The following is a 14,858-nucleotide window of genomic DNA, read 5'->3' as shown; positions in this document are numbered from 1 at the left end:
CCGCGCCGCGGCGGCTCGCTTCGAGCCCCGGCGCCATCCTGCTTCGACCCTGATTGATGCCTCTTTCCACCGATTCCCCTCCGAAGCCCGCGGGCGCCGCGCTGTCCGCCGCCAAGGGCGCCCCGGCCCCCGAGCGGCGGGGCGAGCGCGCGCTCGACGCGACCGCCCGCAAGAACATGGAGCAGCTGATCGAGCTGCGCTGGATCGCGGTGCTCGGCCAGGTCGCCACCATCAGCGTGGTGCATTTCGGCCTCGACGTGCCGCTGCCGGTCAACCAGATGCTGGCGGTGCTGCTCGGCCTGATCGCCTTCAACGCGCTGAGCCTGCTGCGGCTGCGCTTCGTCGCCGAGGTCTCGCAGACGCAGCTGTTCGTCTCGCTGCTGGTCGATATCGGCATGCTGACCGCGCTGCTGTACCTGAGCGGCGGCGCGTCCAATCCCTTCGTCTTCCTCTACCTGCTGCAGGTGATCCTCGGCGCGGTGCTGCTGCAGGCGTGGTCGATCTGGGTGATCGTGGTGGTCACCGCCTCGTGCTTCGCGGGCCTGGCGCTGGTCGGCAAGCCGCTGGCGCTGCCGCCGGACCACGAGCAGGGGCTCGCCAGCCTCTATATCCAGGGCATGCTGATCTGCTTCGTGCTGAACGCGGCCCTGCTGGTGGTCTTCATCACGCGGATCATGCGCAATCTGCGCGCCCGCGACGAGCATCTGGCCGACCTGCGCCAGCGCGCCGCCGAGGAAGAACATATCGTCCGCATGGGCCTGCTGGCCTCCGGCGCCGCGCACGAACTCGGCACGCCGCTGGCCACGCTGGCGGTGATCCTGTCCGACTGGCGCCGCATGGAGCCGTTCTCGAAGGACCCGGAACTGCTGCAGGAACTCGGCGAGATGCAGACCCAGGTGCAGCGCTGCAAGTCCATCGTCAGCGGCATCCTGCTGTCGGCGGGCGAGGCGCGCGGCGAGGCACTGACCGAAACCACGGTGCGCCGCTTCGTCGACGATCTGGTCGCCGAATGGCGCGCGACGCGGCCGGTCGGCGAGTTCTCCTACGAATACCGCTTCGGCCAGGACCTGCCGATCCTGTCGGACTCGGCCATCAAGCAGATGGTCTGCAACGTGCTCGACAACGCGCTGGAGGCCTCGCCGCGCTGGGTCGGCCTCGACGTGCGGCGCGAGGATGATACGCTGGTGCTGTCGGTGCTCGACGAAGGCCCCGGTTTCGCGCCGCAGATGCTCGAGCGGCTGGGCAAGCCCTATCAGTCGAGCAAGGGCCGGCCGGGCGGCGGACTGGGGCTGTTCCTGGTCGTCAATGTCGCCCGCACGCTGGGCGGCAGCGTGGCCGCGCACAACCGTCCGCAAGGCGGCGCGATGGTGACGATGAAGCTGCCGCTGGCGGCAATCACGCTGGAAGAGGAGGCCGAAGATGCAGCCCAATGATCCCGAGCGCGACGCCGCTGCGGCCGATCAATCGACCCAGACGACCCAGCCGCAGGCCGAGGCCGGTCGCGTGCTGATGATCGTCGAGGACGATGCGGCCTTCGCCCGCACGTTGCGCCGCTCGTTCGAGCGGCGCGGCTATCAGGTCCTGCATGCGACCAGCCTCGAAGGGATGAACGAACTGCTGAAGGAACATTCGCCGGGCTATGCGGTGGTGGACCTGAAGCTCAAGGGCGAGGCCTCGGGCCTGGCCTGCGTGCAGGCGCTGCATGCGCACGATGCGGACATGCTGATCGTGGTGCTGACCGGCTACGCCAGCATTGCCACCGCGGTCGAGGCGGTCAAGCTCGGCGCCTGCCACTATCTGGCCAAGCCGTCGACCACCGACGACATCGAGGCCGCCTTCGAGCGCGCCACCGGCGATGTGGACGTCGAGGTCACCGGCCGTCCCACCTCGATCAAGACGCTCGAGTGGGAGCACATCCACGAGATGCTGGCCGCCACCGGCTTCAATATCTCCGAGGCGGCGCGCCGGCTCGGCATGCACCGCCGCACGCTGGCGCGCAAGCTGGAGAAGCAGCGGATCAAGTAGGGCCGGGCGGCGGGCATCCCCCGTCGTACGTCTGCCGCCGTACGTCTCCCGGCGAACGTCTCCCGGCGGACATCTCCGGGCGAACATCTCCGGGTGGACACCTCCGGGCGGACACCTCCAGGCGGACATCTTCCGTCCGGCGTCTCCGATCGGCGGAAATGGGTATAGGCTAATTCGTGCCGATGTCGGGCCCGATGCCGGCGCCCATTTCTCCAGGAGACGCGAAATGACCAGCAAGAACACCGTCTGTCTGTGGTACGACGGCGACGCGCTCGACGCCGCCAACTTCTATGCCCAGACCTTTCCCGACAGCGCTGTCGGCGCGGTCCACCGTGCGCCGGGCGACTATCCCGACGGCAAGGAGGGCAATGTCCTGATGGTCGAGTTCACCGTGATCGGCATCCCTTGCGTAGGGCTGAATGGTGGCCCGCATTTCAAGCACAACGAATCCTTCTCCTTCCTGGTCAGGACCGAGGACCAGGCCGAGACCGACCGCCTGTGGAACGCGATCGTCTCGAATGGCGGCCAGGAAAGCGAATGCGGCTGGTGCAAGGACCGCTGGGGCCTGTCGTGGCAGATCACCCCGCGGGCGCTGCTCGATGCGGTGACGAGTTCCGATCGCGCGGCGGCCAAGCGCGCCTTCGACGCGATGATGACGATGAAGAAGATCGACATCGCCACGATCGAGGCGGCACGGCGGGGCGAGTCGGCATCGTCGAACCAGGCAACCTGACCGAGCCTGACCGAGCTGACGGAGCTGACCGAGCTGATGGAGCTGACCACGCCGATCGGCTCTTCATACGCCAATTCGTTCTTACGGTATGGGCGCGCATACTCGTGGAACCGATAACTGCACGGCATAGACGTAGCGCTTACAATGAGCGCTGACCGAATTAGAAAAAGAGGTCGGCCAGATTCGCGTGCCTTGCGTGGATGCGCCTCGCCATGGCGCATGCATCGGGCCGGCCCCATCACGGAGACTTCCCGCCATGCAGATCGCGTCCCTGCTGGACCAGCCGCTCGGCAATCTCGCCGACTGCGTCCGTGCCCACGCCAACGCCCGTCCCGCGCATCCCGCCGTCATCGACGATCGCGCCAGCCTGTCGTATCGCGAGTTCGACGAACTGGTCGACCGCGTCGCGGCGGCCCTGCAGCGCGATGGCCTGCAGCCGGGCGATGCGCTGGCGATCTGCGCCGCCGCGTCGATCGAGTACGCGGCGGTGTTCCTGGGCGGGCTGCGCGCCGGCGTGGCGATCGCACCGCTGGCACCGTCGTCGACCCCGCAGGCACTGGCCGGCATGATCGCCGATTCGGATGCGAGGCTGCTGTTCGTCGACGCGCCGGTGCTCGACGCCCTGCAGGGCGCCGGCATCGAAGCCACGGTGCCGCGCATCGGACTGGGCGGCGCGCAGACCGGCAAGGCCTTCGCCGACTGGCTGGCGCCGGCCGGCAGCCGGCCGCGCGAGACGCCGCTGCGCGAGGGGCAGGTCTTCAACATCATCTATTCGTCCGGCACCACGGGCGCGCCCAAGGGCATCGTGCACGACCACGCGCTGCGCTGGAATCAGATCCGCCGCACGCACGAGAGCGGCGGCTACGGGCCCGACGCGGTGACGCTGATCGCCACGCCGCTGTATTCGAACACCACGCTGGTCAGCTTCATTCCGACGCTGGCGCTCGGCGGCACCGTGGTGCTGATGCCGAAGTTCGATGCGCAACGCTATCTCGAACTGGCCGAGCGGCACCGCGTCACGCACGCGATGCTGGTCCCGGTGCAATACCAGCGGCTGCTGGCCAGGGAGGATTTCGATCGCTACGACCTGTCGTCGTTCCGGATGAAGTTCTCGACCAGCGCCCCGCTCGGCGCGGCGCTGAAGGCCGACATTCTGCGCCGCTGGCCGGGTGGACTGGTCGAGTACTACGGCATGACCGAAGGCGGCGGCAGCTGCGTGCTGGCCGCCCACGAGTTTCCGGACAAGCTCCATACCGTCGGCAAGCCGATGGAAGGGCACGACATCCGGCTGATCGACGACGACGGCAACGAGGTGCCGGTCGGCCAGATCGGCGAGGTGGTGGGGCATTCGAACACCATCATGGCGGGCTATCACAAGCAGCCCGACAAGACCGCCGCCGCGGAGTGGTATGACGCCACCGGCAAGCGCTTTATCCGCACGGGCGACGTCGGCCGCTTCGACGAGGACGGCTTCCTGACGCTGATGGACCGCAAGAAGGACATGATCATCAGCGGCGGCTTCAACATCTATCCGAGCGACCTCGAGGCGGTGCTGCAGCAGCATGCGGACGTGGTCGAATGCGCGGTGGTCGGCGTGCCTTCGCAAAGCTGGGGCGAGACGCCGGTGGCCTTCGTGGTGTTGCGCGAGGGCGCGGACGTCGATGCCGAGGCGCTTCGCGAATGGGTCAATGCGCAGGTCGGCAAGACCCAGCGGCTCGCCGCGCTGGAGCTGTGCGCGCAGCTGCCGCGCAGCGCGATCGGCAAGGTGCTCAAGCGCGAACTGCGGGATGGGTTTCGTGGGGGCAAGGCGATGGCATGAGGCGTCAGGGTGGCCGCCACCCGCCCGCTATAATCCGCCGACCGATCGACCGCCCAACGCTCCCCTCCATGCTCAAGGACCCTGTCGAAGCCCGCCCGACGCGCCGCTATGTCGAGAAGCGCGAGACCATTCTCGATGCGGCCGCGATGCGCTTCAATCGCAAGGGCGTGCGCGGCACCACGCTGTCGGATGTCGCGCAGGACGTGGGCCTGAGCACCAACAGCATCACTTACTACTACCGCAGGAAGGAAGATCTGGTGGTCGCCTGCCTGTTGCGGACCATCGACGAGATGGTCGGCATCGCGGCGCAGGCGAGCGAGCTGCCCACGCCGGGCGAGCGGGTGGCGGGCTTCATCCGCTTGTTCTTCGCGCGGCTCGCGCTGACGGCCACCGGAGAACGTCCGGAGCTGATGAGCTTCCGCGAGATCCGCACGCTGCCGGACAGCCATGCCGAGGTCGCGTTCAGCGCGTACAACGACATGTTCCGCCGCATCCGCCAACTGCTGCGCGAGCGCACGCCGGTGGACGCGGCCGAGCGCAGCGTGCTCAGCGCGCGCGCCCACCTGCTGCTGTCGCTGGCGACGGGCGCGATGGTCTGGATCGAGCGCTACGAGCCCGAGGACTATCCGAAGGTCGCCGAGTCGGTGATCGATCTGCTGCTGCACGGCATCGGCTCACGTGCGGCGCGCTGGCAGCCGACGCTCGATACCGCCGCGCTGCTGCCTTGCCTGGACCAGTCGGAAACCACGCAGCAGGCCTTTCTGCGCGCCGCCACCGAACTGCTGAACGAGCAGGGCTATCGGGGCGCGTCGGCTGACCGCATTTCGGCGCGGCTCAATCTGACCAAGGGGTCGTTCTACCACCACAACGAGAACAAGGACGACCTGATCGGCGCCTGCTTCGATCGGATGTTCGACGTGATACGCAGCACGCAGACGCTGGTCGAGAACGGGTCGGGCACCGGCTGGGACAAGCTGTGCGCGGTCACCCGCGCGCTGGTCCACTACCAGTTCTCCAGCCAGGGGCCGCTGCTGCGGCTGACGATCTATGGCGCCTTGCCCGAGGAAATGCGCAAGGAGAAGATGCTGACGATGAACCGGCTGTCCGCACGCTTCGTGCGATTCCTGGTGCAGGGCATGCAGGATGGTTCGATCCGGCCGCTGGACCAGTCGATCGCCGCCCTGCAGATCAACGGCATGATCAACGCCGCGGTCGAGCTGCGCCGCTGGGTGCGCGATGCGTCCGCCGACAACGCGGCCGACCTGTTCGTGCGGCCGCTGCTGATGGGGATCCTGTCGCCGGCGTAGCGGCGTGGCGGTGCTGCGGAGATCGGCGCCGCCGGCTCGGTCGACCGAGCCGACCAGCCGTCAAGACGAGCCGTAAAGAGCAGCGTCAAGATCAGTCATACAGATGGCACGCCACCATCTGCCCGTCGCCGCTGTCGCGCAGCGCCGGCTCCTGCGATTTGCAGCGCTCCATCGCCACCGGGCAACGCGTATGAAAGCGGCAGCCCGACGGCGGATGCATCGGGCTGGGCACCTCGCTCCGCAGCACGATGCGCTTGCGTTGCCGTTCCGCCTGGACATTGGCCACCGGCACCGCCGACAGCAGCGCCTGCGTGTAGGGGTGGCGCGGCTGCGCATAGAGCGCGTCGCGATCGGCGATCTCGACGATGCGGCCCAGGTACATCACCGCGATGCGGTCGCTGATATGGCGCACCACCGCCAGGTCGTGCGCAATGAACAGGTACGACAGCCCGAGCCGCCGCTGCAGGTCCATGAAGACATTGACCACCTGCGCCTGGATCGAGACGTCCAGCGCCGACACCGGCTCGTCGCAGACGATCACGCCGGGCTTGAGCGCCAGCGCACGGGCGATGCCGATGCGCTGGCGTTGCCCGCCGGAGAACTCGTGCGGATAGCGGTCCGCCATATACGGTAGCAGCCCGACCATCTCCAGCAGCTCGCCGACGCGCGCCCGCACGGCCGCGCGATCGCCGGCCATGCCATGGATCTCGAGCGGCTCGGCCACGATGTCGCGCACCTTCATGCGCGGGTTCAGCGAGCCGAACGGGTCCTGGTAGACCATCTGCACGCTGCGGCGGAAATGCTTCTCCTGCGCGCGCGTCATCCGGGCCAGATCGGTGCCGTCGTAGTCGATGTGCCCGCCGCTGGCGGCCAGCATCTTCAGGATCGCCAGGCCGGTGGTCGACTTGCCGCAGCCGCTTTCGCCGACCAGGCCCAGCGTTTCGCCCTGGCGCAGCGTGAAGGAGACACCGTCGACGGCCTTGACCGAGCCGACCTGGCGCTTGAACACCACGCCGCGCGTGACCGGGAAATGCACCTTCAGGTCCTGCACGCGCAGGATCTCGCGGCCGATGGTGCGCGGGCAGGGCGCCGGAGCCGGGGCGGCGAGCGGCATGCCGCCGGCGTTCAAGGCGGTGTCCTTCATGGCGGGCGTGTCGAGCGCGGCGGTGGCGGTCATGGCGTCTCCTGCAGGTGGCACGCATTCAGGTGAACGGACAGGCCGCGGCCGCCGGTGGTCCGCAGTATCGGGCGCGTGACGCGGCATTGCGCCTGGGCCAGCGCGCAGCGCGGCTGGAACGCGCAGCCGGGACCGAGCGCGGTCAGGTCGGGCGGCTGGCCCTCGATCGGCACCAGCGCCTGGCTGGTATCGCCATCGAGCCGCGGCACGCAGGCCATCAGCCCGCGCGTGTAAGGATGGCGCGGCTCGCGGTACAGGTCGTCGGCCGAAGCCATCTCGACCAGGCGACCGCCGTACATCACCGCGACGCGATCGGCGTAGCGCGCCACCACGCCGAGATCGTGCGTGATCAGGATCAGCGCGGTGCCGAGCCGCTGCGCCAGGTCCTTCAATAGATCGAGGATCTGCGCCTGCACCGTGACGTCGAGCGCGGTGGTCGGCTCGTCGGCGATGATCAGCTGCGGCTTGCAGGCCAGCGCCATCGCGATCATCGCGCGCTGCCGCATGCCGCCGGAGAACTGGTGCGGATAGGCATTGAGGCGGCTGGCCGGCTCGGGGATCTGCACCTGGCCGAGCAGCTCGGCGGCCATGCCGAGCGCGGTCTTCCACGGCAGCTTCTGATGCAGCTGGATCGGCTCGGCGATCTGCTTGCCCATCGTCAGCGCCGGATTCATCGACGACATCGGCTCCTGGAAGATCATCGCGATGCGATTGCCGCGGATCGCGCGCATCGCGTCGGCGTCGAGCTTGAGCAGGTCCTGCCCGTCGAACAGGATCTCGCCGGCGTCGATCGAGCCGGCCGGACGCGGGATCAGCCCCAGGATCGACAGCGCCGTCACGCTCTTGCCGGAGCCCGATTCGCCGACGATGGCGAGCGTCTCTCCGGGCGCCACGTCGAAGGAGACCTGATCGACCGCGGTGACCACGCCGCGATCGGTGCGAAAGCGCGTGGTCAGGTCGCGGACCTGCAGGATCGGCTGCGTCATCGCTTGCTCCTGGTGGTGCGAGGTTGGCGCCGGCATCGGGCAAAGGTGCCGGCGGCGCGTGCGGGCGTGTGCGGGCTTGGGCGGGTTTGGGCTCAGAAGCCCATCTTCTTCTTCATCTCCTGATCGATCCACAGCCGCGCGTAGATCGGTCCGGGCCGCACCGCGCCGGCACGCAGTTCGCCGCCGTAGTTCTTGACCCACGGCCACCAGGCCGTATAGACGTACTGCGTCGGCAGCCAGATATACGGCGCCTGCGCGACGATCTCGCGCGTCAGCGCGCGCACCGCCTCCTGCCGCTTGCCGACGTCGCGCAGCTCGAAGGCTTCCTCGACGCGCTTGTCGAACTTCGAATCGTTCCACTGCGAGGCGTTCCAGACCTGGCCGCTGACGAAGCTCTTGCGGATCGTCGTGGTCGGATTGGTGTGGCCGTTGTTCATCATGTAGCCGGGCGCGTTGGTCTTGGTCGTCATCGCCGACAGGAAGGCGCCGTACTCCATCGGCTGGATCTGGATGCGCACGCCCACCTGTTCGAGGTAGGCGGCGATCAGCGGCAGCAGCTCCATATGGTCCGGGCTGCAGGCGCACACCTGCACCTTGAAGGTGAAGCCCTTCGGATAGCCTGCCTCGGCCAGCAGCTTGCGTGCCTTGTCCGGGTTGTAGGTGAACAGCTCCTTGACGTTGTCCGGCATCGCGCTGAGCGGCTCGTAGTAACCGACATAGTCGGGATGCTGCGGATAGGCGAACAGCTCGGCGTTGCCGCCGTAGTACTGCTTGACGATCTCCTGCTTGTTGATCGCCATGTTCAGTGCCCGCCGGACGCGGATATCGTTGAACGGCTTGGTGTCGACCCGCAGCGCCAGATACTGGCCCGTGTACGACAGCCAGCGCGACCACTGCAGCTGTGGCGCGCTGCGCTTGAGTTCGTCCACCGCGGTCCAGCGCAGGCCCTCCATGATGTCGAGCTTGCCGGTGCGCAGCATGGTGTTGCGCGTGGCCTCGTCCTTGATCGTGCGCAGCACCACCTTGTCGACGAAGGGCAGCTTGTAGTCCTTGTTGCCGATGCGCTCGCTGTCCCAGTACTGCGGATTCTTCGTGTAGGTGCTGGCGTTGCCCTGCACGAACTGCGTCAGCGTGAACGGGCCCGTGCCGTTGACGTTCTTCCAGTTGGCGGCGCCGGCCGTGGCCACCTCCTTGGGCATGATCCCGGAGTAGTAGCCCCAGCCGAAGCGGTAGTCCCATTCGGCGTTGAATTCCTTGAAGCGGAACACCACCGTGTGCTTGTCGCGCGCCTCGACCTTGCTCAGGTGATCGAAGTACGTCGGGATCTTCTTCGCGCTGGCCTCCTGCCGGCTGTAGCTGAACACCACATCCTCGGCGACCAGTTCGCGCTCTTCCATCACGCCGGGCTTGGCGGGGAACTTGACGCCCTTGCGCAGCTTCACCTCGAGCGTCAGCGGATCGGTCCATTTCCACGATTCGGCCAGCTCGCCGCGGATCGCGTCCTCCGGCAGCCAGGCATCGGCCTGGAAGGCGTACTTGCCGCCGTTGCGCTTGGCCTTGCTCAGGTCGGCGGCGAACAGATGCTCGTAGACCTGGCCGGTGTCGTAGTTCTGCTTCCAGTTCCAGTCGGCGAGATCCCACGACAGGGCGGAGATGGTTGGGTAGACCGAGCCGATCTCCACGGTGCCGCCGTATTTCGGCGCCTCGGCCTGCGCGATGGCGCTGCCCGCGGTCACGGCCATCCCGGCCAGCGCGACAGCCGCGGCGATGGCCGCTGCCCGTTTCGCCGTGCGGTGGACCGCCTTGTCGTTGTCGATCATCGCTGTCTCCTGTCTCTGTTCTTGTAGGGGGTGAGTCCGTGCCGTGCTGCCGGGCGCCGTGTTCACGGCTGCCGTGGCACCGGGTGCTGTAGTACCGGTTGCCGCGTTGCCGGGCACCGTCGCTATCGCGTGCCCCGCATGCGCGGATCGAGCAGGTCGCGCAGCGCGTCGCCGTAGACGTTGATCGCGTAGACGACCACGGTCAGGCAGGCGCCGGGCGCCAGCGCCAGCCACGGGCCCTGGAACATGAAGGTGCGGCCGTCGCCCGACAGCATGCCGCCCCAGGTCGGCGCCGGCGGCGGCACGCCCAGGCCGAGGAAGGACAGTCCCGACTCGGCGAGGATCGCGGTACCGACGCGGGTGGTGAACAGCACGATCACCGGCGGCAGCACGTTGGGGAGGATGTGGCGCCACAGGATGCGCGGCGTCGACGCGCCCATCGACTGCGCGGCGTGCACATACATGTTCTCGCGCACCGAGACGACCGCGCTGCGCACGATGCGCGAGCCGCCGATGCCGAGCAGCAGGCCCAGCGTCACCACGATCTGCCAGCTGCCCGGGCCGAGCACCGACACCACCACGATCAGGATCACCAGGTCCGGAAAGCTCATCCACGCATCGACGAAGCGCTGCGCCACCAGGTCGAACTTGCCGCCGAGATAGCCGGTAAGGATGCCGAGCAGTACCGATACCGCGGTGGCCAGCGTCGCGGCCGACAGGCCGATCACCACCGACAGCTGCGCGCCGTACAGGCAGCGCGACAGCATGTCGCGGCCGAGGTTGTCGGTGCCGAAGGGATGGGCCCACGACGGCGCCTGCAGGCGATGCAGCATGTTGATCTCGTTGACGCCGTAGGGCGCCAGCACATCGGCGAAGACACCGCAGAACAGGAAGATCGCGCAGATCACCGCGCCTGCCGCGCCGAGCGGCTTGTCGCGGAACAGGCGGCGCAACAGGCCGAAGCCGGGCCAGTGGCAGGCTGTGGCGGACGCCGATATTGCCGTTGCTGCGGTTGCTGTCGCCGTTGCTCCGGAAGCCGCCGCGGTCGCCGCGGCGGCGTCGGCCGCCACCGGCGCGACAGGAGTCAGGGGAGTCGCGGAACGTGCCATCAGCGATGCCTCACTTTCGGATCGAACAAGCCGTAGCTGAGGTCGACCAGCAGATTGATCAGCATCACCGCCACGCCGACCACCAGGAAAACGCCGGTGATCACCGGATAGTCGCGTTGATGCACCGCATCGAGCAGCAGCAGGCCCATGCCGGGCAGCGCGAAGATCTGCTCGATGATGACGGCGCCGCCGATCAGCAGCGGCGCCTGCAGGCCTACCAGCGTCACCACGGGAATCAGCGCGTTGCGCAGCGCATGCCGCAGGATCACCATCCGTTCGTTCAGCCCCTTGGCCCAGGCGGTGCGGATATAGTCCTGGCGCAGCACCTCCAGCATCATCGTGCGCGTCATCCGCATCGTGATCGCCGACAGCGCCATGCCCAGCACGATCGCCGGCACCAGCATCTGCTCGATGTGCTGCAGCGGGTTTTCGCGGAACGGCACGTAGCGAACCTCGGGCGACCAGCCCCACCAGACCGACGGAAACACCATCACCATCGTGCCCAGCCAGAAGCTCGGCACCGCCAGCATCAGGATCGAGAACGAGCGCGCCACGTAGTCGGCCGCGCTGTCCTGCCGGATCGCCGACAGCACGCCGATCGGCAGCGCCACCGACAACGCGACCACCAGCGCGATGGCGCCAAGCGACAGCGTCACCGGAATGCGCGCCATCACCATCTTCAGCACCGGCTCGCCCTGCCACAGCGACACGCCGAGATCGCCGTGCAGCACGATATTGCCGATCCAGTGCAGGTATTGCTCCCACATCGGCCGGTCGAGGCCGAGCAGCTGCATCAGTTCCTCGCGGCTGCGCACATCGGCGCTGATGTCGTTCTGGCTCAGCATCAGGTCGACCACGTCGCCCGGCACCAGCCGCACGATCGAGAACACGATGATGCTGGCGAACAGCAGCGTGGGCAGCAGCGCCAGCAGCCGGCGCATCAGGTAGGCGCTCATGGACGCCTCGCGTGACGAGGGGCGCGGCTGGCCGCGCGCGCCGATGCCGGCGGGGATACCGGCAACACGATTTCTGCTGATGCTCCGGCCATGCTGTCTCCTGTTTCCGTCCACAGGTCATTGCCTGTGGCGGTATTTCGGCACGCGGAATGCAGTTTTTGTGCGGGACGATACAGCGACCGGCTTTGCGCCAATCGCGATCCCAGCATACTCATCGTTCGAAGCGATGACAACCCGGAAGCGCCCCCGGCGCTCTAGTGAATTTCCCGGGGGCGGGCCGCGGCGCGGCCTCTGCTTTGTCGCCGCGGCGGCTAGTAGCCGCGCAGCCGGGCCCAGCGATCGGCGTGGAAGTTCGCGTCGCCCAGCCACTCCTGCGCGGTGCGTGCGCGCTTCATGAAGAAGCCGATCTCGAACTCGTCGGTCATGCCGATGCCGCCGTGCATCTGCACGCCTTCCTGCACCGCCAGCGTCGCGGTCTCGCCGGCGCGGGCCTTGGCGGCCGACACCAGTGGCTCGGGGCCGTCCGGCGCCGATTCGTCGAGCCGTTGCTGGCAGCGCAGCACGATCGCGCGAGTGAGTTCCAGTTCGGTGAACAGATGCGCGGCGCGGTGCTGCAGCGCCTGGAATTCGCCGATGATCTTGCCGAACTGGCGGCGCTCCTTCAGATACGCCAGCGTGCGAGCGAAGGCCTCGTCCGCGATGCCGAGCAGCTCGGAGGACAGCACCGCGCGGCCGATGTCGAGCGCGCGCTCGAGCAGGGCGCCGCCGCCGTCGACTTCGCCGAGTACGGCGTCCGCGGGCACCTGCACGCCTTCGAAGACGATGCGCGCGGCCTGCGTGGCGTCGGCCAATACCACGCGTTCGATCCGCACGCCCGGGGTGGCGCGGGGCACCAGCAGCAGCGTGATGCCTTGCGTGTCGTCGGCTCCGGCGGCATTGACGGCATTGGTGGCATTGGTGGCTTGTCCCGCCCGGGCATCGCCGGTGCGCGCCGCGACGATCAGCGTATCCGCGACGTGGCCGTCGACGACCAGCTGCTTGGTGCCGTCGATGCGATAGCCGCCGGCATGCGGCGTCGCGCGCGTGGCCAGGCGGAACGGGCGATGCTTGCCGGCCTCGTCGAGCGCCAGCGCGGTCAGGTGCCGGCCAGATGCGATGGCGGGCAGCAGCGCGTCGCGTTGTGCATCGCTGCCGTAGTGCGTCAGCAGGGAGGCGCCGATTACCGCGGTGGAGAGGAAGGGCGAGGGCGCCAGCGTGCGGCCGATCGCCTCCATGATGACGCCGGCTTCCACCACGCCGAGCCCGCTGCCGCCGTAGGCCTCGGGCACCAGCACGCCGGCCAGGCCGAGGTCGGCAAAGCGTTGCCACAGCTCGCGCGAGAAGCCGGTCGAATCGCCGCTGTCGCGCATCGCGCGCAGCGCGGAGATCGGCGCATTCTCGCGCAGGAAGGTCAGCGCGCTGTCGCGCAGCATGTCCTGGGTGTCGTTCAGTACGATGGCCATGTCGATGTCCGCGAAGGATGCCGGGGCGCCGTGCGATCGCGCGGCCCCGGCCCGGTGAAGGGAAGGAAGGGGCAGGGGCGTCAGGCGCCGGGCAGGCCCAGGATGCGCTTGGCGACGATGTTCAGCTGGACCTCGCTGGTGCCGCCCTCGATCGAATTGGCCTTGGTGCGCAGCCAGGCGCGCGCGGTGGCGCCCTGATGGCTGCGCTCGCTTTCCCATTCGAGCGCATCGCTGCCGCCGATCGACATCAAGAGCTCGTAGCGTCGCTTGTTCAGCTCGGCGCCGTAGTACTTGAGCACCGACGAGAAGGCCGCGATGCCTTCACCTTGCTTCGCCAGGTCGCGCACCCGTTCGCCGGCGAAACCGAACGCGGCCTCGTCGATCTCGAAGCGGGCCAGTTGCGCGCGCAGCATCGGCTCGTCGAGCCGGCCGGCCGCATCGGTGCCGATCGCCTTGGCGGCGTGCCGCCCCAGCGGCTGCCGGAAGCCCCGGCTGCCGATCGCGCTGATCATGTCGCGCTCATGGGTCAGCAGATACTTGGCGATCTCCCAGCCGCCGTTGAGTTCGCCGACCAGCTGGTCGCGCGGCACCACGACGTCGTCGAAGAAGGTCTCGCAGAACGGCGACTTGCCGGAGATCAGCACGATCGGGCGGGTCGTCACGCCCGGCGTCTCCATGTCGAACAGCAGGAAGCTGATGCCGGTGTGCTTCTGCGCGGAGAAATCGGTGCGCACCAGGCAGAAGATCCAGTCGGCCTTGTCGGCATACGAGGTCCAGATCTTCTGGCCGTTGACGACGAAGTGGTCGCCACGGTCCTCGGCGCGGGTCTGCAGCGCCGCCAGGTCGGAGCCGGCGTTCGGCTCGGAATAGCCCTGGCACCAGCGGATCTCGCCGCGCGCGATCTTCGGCAGGTGCTCGCGCTTCTGCGCCTCGCTGCCGTACTTGAGCAGCGCCGGCCCGAGCATCGAGATGCCGAAGCTCTGCAGCGGCACCCGGCAGCCGAGCCGCTGCATTTCCTCGCGCAGGATCTTGGCCTGTTCGCGGCTCAGGCCGCCGCCACCGTATTCGCGCGGCCATTCGGGCACGGTCCAGCCGCGCTCGGCCATCCGTTCGAGCCATTGGCGCTGGGCCTCGGAGCGGAAGCGGAACTTGCGTCCGCCCCAGCAGATGTCCTCGTCGTCCTGCACCGGCTGCCGCATCTCGGGCGGGCAATTGTCCTGCAGCCAGGCGTGTGTCTGCTGCCGGAACGTCTCCAGGTCTTCCACGGTGGTCTCCTGTCGCGGTGGCCGGCCTCTGCGGGCCGTGGTCGTTGCTTGAACCCCTTGCTTGAACCCCTTGCTCGAACCGTGCGCCGCCGAGCACGGACTGCGCCGATGCGGGGCCGCAGGGCCGTTATACAAGCGGGCGCTCGCCACCGTCAATAC

General features: G+C 68.2%; 12 protein-coding genes. 5 read left to right on the top strand and 7 right to left on the bottom strand.

The window, feature by feature from the left end; all coding sequences use genetic code 11:
* Positions 1-56 precede the first annotated feature (56 nt).
* The 5 genes from KZ686_RS18190 to KZ686_RS18170 all read left to right on the top strand — a co-directional run bounded on the left by KZ686_RS18190 (position 57) and on the right by KZ686_RS18170 (position 5,884).
* Positions 57-1,433 carry an ATP-binding protein gene (locus tag KZ686_RS18190; RefSeq protein WP_265634700.1) on the top strand — a complete coding sequence of 459 codons (1,377 nt, stop codon included), beginning with the start codon at positions 57-59 and terminating at the stop codon, positions 1,431-1,433.
* A 76-nt stretch (positions 1,434-1,509) separates the two neighbouring features.
* A complete protein-coding gene (locus KZ686_RS18185) occupies positions 1,510-2,025 on the top strand; it encodes a response regulator transcription factor (RefSeq protein ID WP_265635280.1) in 516 nt (171 codons plus the stop codon).
* A 226-nt stretch (positions 2,026-2,251) separates the two neighbouring features.
* Positions 2,252-2,758, top strand: a complete 507-nt coding sequence (locus KZ686_RS18180; RefSeq protein ID WP_265634698.1) for a VOC family protein — start codon at positions 2,252-2,254, stop codon at positions 2,756-2,758.
* Between the two features lie 256 nt (positions 2,759-3,014).
* Positions 3,015-4,577: a class I adenylate-forming enzyme family protein gene (locus KZ686_RS18175; RefSeq protein ID WP_265634696.1), complete on the top strand. Its 1,563-nt coding sequence runs from the start codon at positions 3,015-3,017 to the stop codon at positions 4,575-4,577.
* A gap of 68 nt (positions 4,578-4,645) precedes the next feature.
* Entirely contained in the window at positions 4,646-5,884 is a 1,239-nt protein-coding gene (locus tag KZ686_RS18170) for a TetR/AcrR family transcriptional regulator (protein WP_265634694.1), read from the top strand.
* A gap of 91 nt (positions 5,885-5,975) precedes the next feature.
* Here the strand turns inward: KZ686_RS18170 and KZ686_RS18165 are convergent, their stop codons facing one another.
* The 7 genes from KZ686_RS18165 to KZ686_RS18135 form a co-directional block, all read right to left on the bottom strand.
* Complete coding sequence (locus KZ686_RS18165; RefSeq protein WP_322784960.1) at positions 5,976-7,061, bottom strand: dipeptide ABC transporter ATP-binding protein; 1,086 nt, start codon at positions 7,059-7,061, stop codon at positions 5,976-5,978.
* Positions 7,058-8,047, bottom strand: a complete 990-nt coding sequence (locus tag KZ686_RS18160; protein WP_265634692.1) for an ABC transporter ATP-binding protein — start codon at positions 8,045-8,047, stop codon at positions 7,058-7,060. The genes KZ686_RS18165 and KZ686_RS18160 overlap by 4 nt, the downstream gene beginning before the upstream one ends.
* Positions 8,048-8,139: 92 nt before the next feature.
* Positions 8,140-9,867, bottom strand: a complete 1,728-nt coding sequence (locus KZ686_RS18155; RefSeq protein ID WP_265634690.1) for an ABC transporter substrate-binding protein — start codon at positions 9,865-9,867, stop codon at positions 8,140-8,142.
* Positions 9,868-9,989: 122 nt separating this feature from the next.
* Positions 9,990-10,976, bottom strand: a complete 987-nt coding sequence (locus KZ686_RS18150; protein WP_265634688.1) for an ABC transporter permease — start codon at positions 10,974-10,976, stop codon at positions 9,990-9,992.
* Positions 10,976-11,932 carry an ABC transporter permease gene (locus KZ686_RS18145; RefSeq protein ID WP_149319586.1) on the bottom strand — a complete coding sequence of 319 codons (957 nt, stop codon included), beginning with the start codon at positions 11,930-11,932 and terminating at the stop codon, positions 10,976-10,978. The genes KZ686_RS18150 and KZ686_RS18145 overlap by 1 nt, the downstream gene beginning before the upstream one ends.
* 311 nt (positions 11,933-12,243) lie before the next feature.
* Positions 12,244-13,434, bottom strand: a complete 1,191-nt coding sequence (locus KZ686_RS18140) for an acyl-CoA dehydrogenase family protein (RefSeq protein WP_265634686.1) — start codon at positions 13,432-13,434, stop codon at positions 12,244-12,246.
* 80 nt (positions 13,435-13,514) lie between these two features.
* Positions 13,515-14,699, bottom strand: coding sequence for an acyl-CoA dehydrogenase family protein (locus KZ686_RS18135; protein ID WP_265634685.1), 1,185 nt, complete (start codon positions 14,697-14,699; stop codon positions 13,515-13,517).
* Positions 14,700-14,858 lie beyond the last annotated feature (159 nt).

The sequence above is a fragment of the Cupriavidus cauae genome, from assembly GCF_026210475.1.
Lineage (GTDB): Bacteria > Pseudomonadota > Gammaproteobacteria > Burkholderiales > Burkholderiaceae > Cupriavidus > Cupriavidus cauae.
The sequence above is the reverse complement of the archived record's forward strand: the minus strand, read 5'-3'. Positions and strand labels throughout refer to the sequence as shown.